The sequence below is a fragment of the Rhodococcus sp. G-MC3 genome (genome assembly GCF_030063335.1).
Classification (GTDB): domain Bacteria; phylum Actinomycetota; class Actinomycetes; order Mycobacteriales; family Mycobacteriaceae; genus Rhodococcoides.
Genome location: NZ_JASISW010000061.1, coordinates 1 through 3,471, shown reverse-complemented (window position 1 = coordinate 3,471; position 3,471 = coordinate 1). Strand labels below are relative to the sequence as shown.

Genomic DNA, 3,471 nt, shown 5'->3' with positions numbered 1-3,471 from the left:
GTGGGTCGTGACGAGTTGGCGTGAGAACCCTCATCATCGGCCTCCGGGAGCCCGCCTCACCGCAACGACACGACCCCACCGACCGGGTTTACCGCGCCCTCACCTGCACTCCATTTCCGGAAGAGCCTCGAAACGTGCAGAATTCCAAGCTTGTACCGGCTGGCTCGGCCGTGCTGACGCTCAGCGAGGTGGGTTCCGTGCAAAGTGCGGAGTCTAGGCTGCATATATGCCGGAGGCGCGCAGCACCATCATTGTTGGTGGCCTCGCAGTGTTGATTGCCGGGGTTACGTCAGTCTTATGGATCGAGTCCCGGGCCGAGACTCTCACACTGCCGACAGGTCAAGTCGTAGAGCACGCGCAATGCCTTGCCCCGAATGTCGTGTCATCGGCCATGCCCGGTGCCAATACGACTGCAACCGATCTACTCGATGCCCCTCCCGAAGGCCTGCTCCCAGAGGATTTCGACCCAGTGGCCCTGGTGCTCTGCGAGTTTTATGGCGATCGACCGGAGACCAACACGCAAATCCTGCGCGAGACAGAACGCTCGGGTGTGGGCTTGTCCGCTGCTACCGCCGCGCTTGCTGCACGGACTGGGGTACCTCGCGATCCAGAAGACTGCGACACTGTGACGTCGGCGCCGCTCCCTGTGGTCTGGGCCGTGAACAAGCAGGACCGAGCCGTTCGCCTTGGGCTGCCCAAGGATGGTTGCGGACAGCTCAAGAACGACCCACTCGCTGCGGTGTACGAGCTACCTGCAATATCCGTCGAAGAATACGAGCTACCGATCTTTTCTTGAGGAGGTTTGCCGATAACGCCACCTACACAGTTGAACAGATCGGCACGGGCCTGGATTTTCATTGATCGTCGCCATCCGAATTGACGGGAGTACGAAGGGATACGCTGCGGTCGTGTCGAGAGCAATGTGGTGGGCATCAGCTGTTGCCGCGTTGGCATTCACCGTGTGGGTGGGGACCTCGTGGTCGATGACTGATGTGTCGTTGTCGTGCTCGAAGATCGGCGAAAGCCGATTCTTCCAATGCGATGACCGCATCGTCCACGTGCTGGGTGTCTGGCCACTGGTCGGAGTAGGACTGTTACTTGCGGCACCGCCTGCGGTGGCGGCACTATCGATGCGGAAGTGGGTTTCCTGGCTGGTCGTCGCGGTTCTCGTTGTTGTATCGATCGCCGGACTGGTGAATTGGACCGGTTACTGGAGATTGCTCCTTTTTGCTCTTCCGCTGGCGGTTCTTGGGTTGGTCGCCGCCTCACTGCAGCAGGAGGGCTCGCGCACAGGAACACTGCGGGACGGTTCTGCTGAAGTTGCATAAGGACAGCGCTGAGGTCGTCTTGGGGCTAAATACCTGTCAGGCAATCGCCAAAGCAAACGATCGTCGGGTCCGAACTCGTTGACCGACAGCAGAGTTCATCTTTGAGTGGTGATGCGATTGTAAGAGTTCAACCGCCTGAGGCTGCGGGACCGGGTGTCCATGTTGCGGCTATGGACCGTTACTGCGTAGGTCCGGGCCTGATGGGCAAAGTCTTGGCGAGGTAACCCCACCAGTAAATCCCCTCATCGCTGCGTCTGACGCGTTCGCGGACAGTTCCCAAGGGCTCACCGATGTCGAAGTCGGCAACGTCGCGTCCGAAGCGCCCTGCATCTTGCGTTTCTGCAGCGGTGGGGGACCCGATTCCGTCATGCGAATACCTAAAGTGCGATCGAAGTTCTGGTACCGGTAGACGACGCAGAACGCCCCGGGGCCGTCGGTCCAGGCGTCGACGACACCGACACCACGCCACTCAGTAAGCTCGTAGCCAGACGATCGAGGCAATGGGTGAGAGCAACATCCGACCAGGTCGATTGCCTGAACGAATGAAACAGCCGACGATGGCTTTCGGTTAACCGAGGGGCAGCGCGAGAGTAAGTCCGGCAGGCGGACTCGGTATCTACCGGTTGACTTGGTCGTTGTTCGCGGTGACGTTTTGGCCGACTCGTGCCGGCCACGCTTCGATTTCCGGTATGGCGAGGACGGCGTCGACTGCCAGTTGGCTGCCTCCGAGGTAGACGCACGGGAAGTCGAAGTGAGCGACCATGCACCATGCGTGGTCGGCGGGCCACCAGATGTGCGGTGACAGTGCCCGGTAGGAGATGGTGGCGCGAGCGACGGGGCCTCTGAGCAGAAAGTAGTTGTCGCCGTTGATTGCCACGGTTGGCGTCGTCGCGCGTATGTCGTCGAGTGAGGTGTTGCCTTCCCAGATCGCGAACCAGCAATCGTCAGGCGTACTGGTGTGCTCGGCAAGAACCTCGACCACCCCAGCAAGCTGGTTGTGCCAGTCGAGGACTGGTGTCGCGGCGGTCGGCGGATTCGAGCGAAGGAAGCCGTGTTCACCTTTTGCTTCGATTGCGTGCAGTTCCATCTCGGCATGGGCAATTGCGCCGGTGTGGCGTGCGATGTCGGACCAGCGAACGAGGCGCTTGCTGCCGTTCGGATCGGATATATGCACCGGGTACAAGATTCGAGCATAGGCATCGAATGCGGCGGGGACGAGGGTTCCTACTGTCGTAGTGGAGGCGAAGTTCACGTTCTCGGCAACCCAATGGCCTTCCGAAACTGTTTGTTGAAGATCGTCGTCTGACCACTCGAAGTCCATAGCAACAGTGTCTCAGGTGAAATTGAGAGGCGATCGACGGATTGTTGGGTCAGTCCCGCAAAACTGAAAAATGGTCAGCGGTAGGCGATATCAGCAGGAAACCAGTTCGGCGGGCGAATGCCAAGCGCCACGGCGCGGCGTAGCAATAAAGTCTGCCCCAGCGCGCGTCGATTCATACCTCCGGGATCCGGGCGAACGCTCGCTGCGCAAATCTCATCGGTAGAGCTGGAACAATCGGTGAATGAGCGAAACGGACGATCAGCAGCTTCTATGAGGCCGTCCAGGGCGCGGCTCCGTGCTGGCTGTCGTCCCATTCCTCACCCTCCTTGCCGGGATGCGATACGAGTGGTGGGAGTACCCCTCTCCTGCGGACATATTTCTCGACTTGGCAACGGTTTGTCTCGCAATTCTGGGCCTCATTGTCCTGGGTGTCATCTGGGCTGTCCGGTCTTACCGGTACTGGAAACGAAATCGGCGACTGACGTGGTCGAGTGCCGTCGCACCGCTGCTCGTCGTGGCCACTGCTGCTGCGTTTGCGCTAGTGGATGGGCCGGTGGATCGTGACTTCGATCGGGCCAACGGTCAGATGGAAGAACTTGCGCTGTCGATGTTGGGCGACGTCGGCGCTCGCCTCGGTCCAACGGAGATCGGTGGTGTTCGTTTCTCAACCGTCTACGTCGGCAACGACAACTGTGTGTGATCTGCCGCGGGGATTTCGGACACTGGAGATGGTTAAATTCAGGCCGCGTTGTCGTGCTGCCGGTAACTGTAGTGGACATCGTTCGGGGCTTGGTAGTCGAGAGCTGAATGCCTGCGTCGAGG

The 3,471-nt window shown here is 59.9% G+C and carries 4 protein-coding genes; 3 read left to right on the top strand and 1 reads right to left on the bottom strand.

Translation table 11 applies throughout. From position 1 onward, the window contains the following. Window positions 1-391 precede the first annotated feature (391 nt). Together QMK17_RS26030 and QMK17_RS26025 are read left to right on the top strand one after the other, a co-directional pair. Window positions 392-796 carry a hypothetical protein gene (locus QMK17_RS26030; protein ID WP_283512178.1) on the top strand — a complete coding sequence of 135 codons (405 nt, stop codon included), beginning with the start codon at window positions 392-394 and terminating at the stop codon, window positions 794-796. 112 nt (window positions 797-908) lie between these two features. Next, window positions 909-1,328: an ABC transporter permease gene (locus tag QMK17_RS26025; RefSeq protein ID WP_283512177.1), complete on the top strand. Its 420-nt coding sequence runs from the start codon at window positions 909-911 to the stop codon at window positions 1,326-1,328. Window positions 1,329-1,944: 616 nt separating this feature from the next. Here QMK17_RS26025 and QMK17_RS26020 read toward each other — a convergent pair. Beyond that, complete coding sequence (locus QMK17_RS26020; protein WP_283512176.1) at window positions 1,945-2,649, bottom strand: hypothetical protein; 705 nt, start codon at window positions 2,647-2,649, stop codon at window positions 1,945-1,947. Between the two features lie 295 nt (window positions 2,650-2,944). On the opposite strand from QMK17_RS26020, the gene QMK17_RS26015 reads away from it, so the two are divergent. Further along, the gene (locus QMK17_RS26015; protein WP_283512175.1) at window positions 2,945-3,349 is read left to right on the top strand and encodes a hypothetical protein; all 405 of its coding nucleotides are present in this window, start codon (window positions 2,945-2,947) and stop codon (window positions 3,347-3,349) included. Window positions 3,350-3,471 lie beyond the last annotated feature (122 nt).

Bases quoted from the DNA above. Each gene is read 5' to 3' on its own strand.
- QMK17_RS26020 (WP_283512176.1), bottom strand. From the start codon at position 2,649: ATGGACTTCGAGTGGTCAGACGACGATCTTCAACAAACAGTTTCGGAA.
- QMK17_RS26030 (WP_283512178.1), top strand. From the start codon at position 392: ATGCCCGGTGCCAATACGACTGCAACCGATCTACTCGATGCCCCTCCC.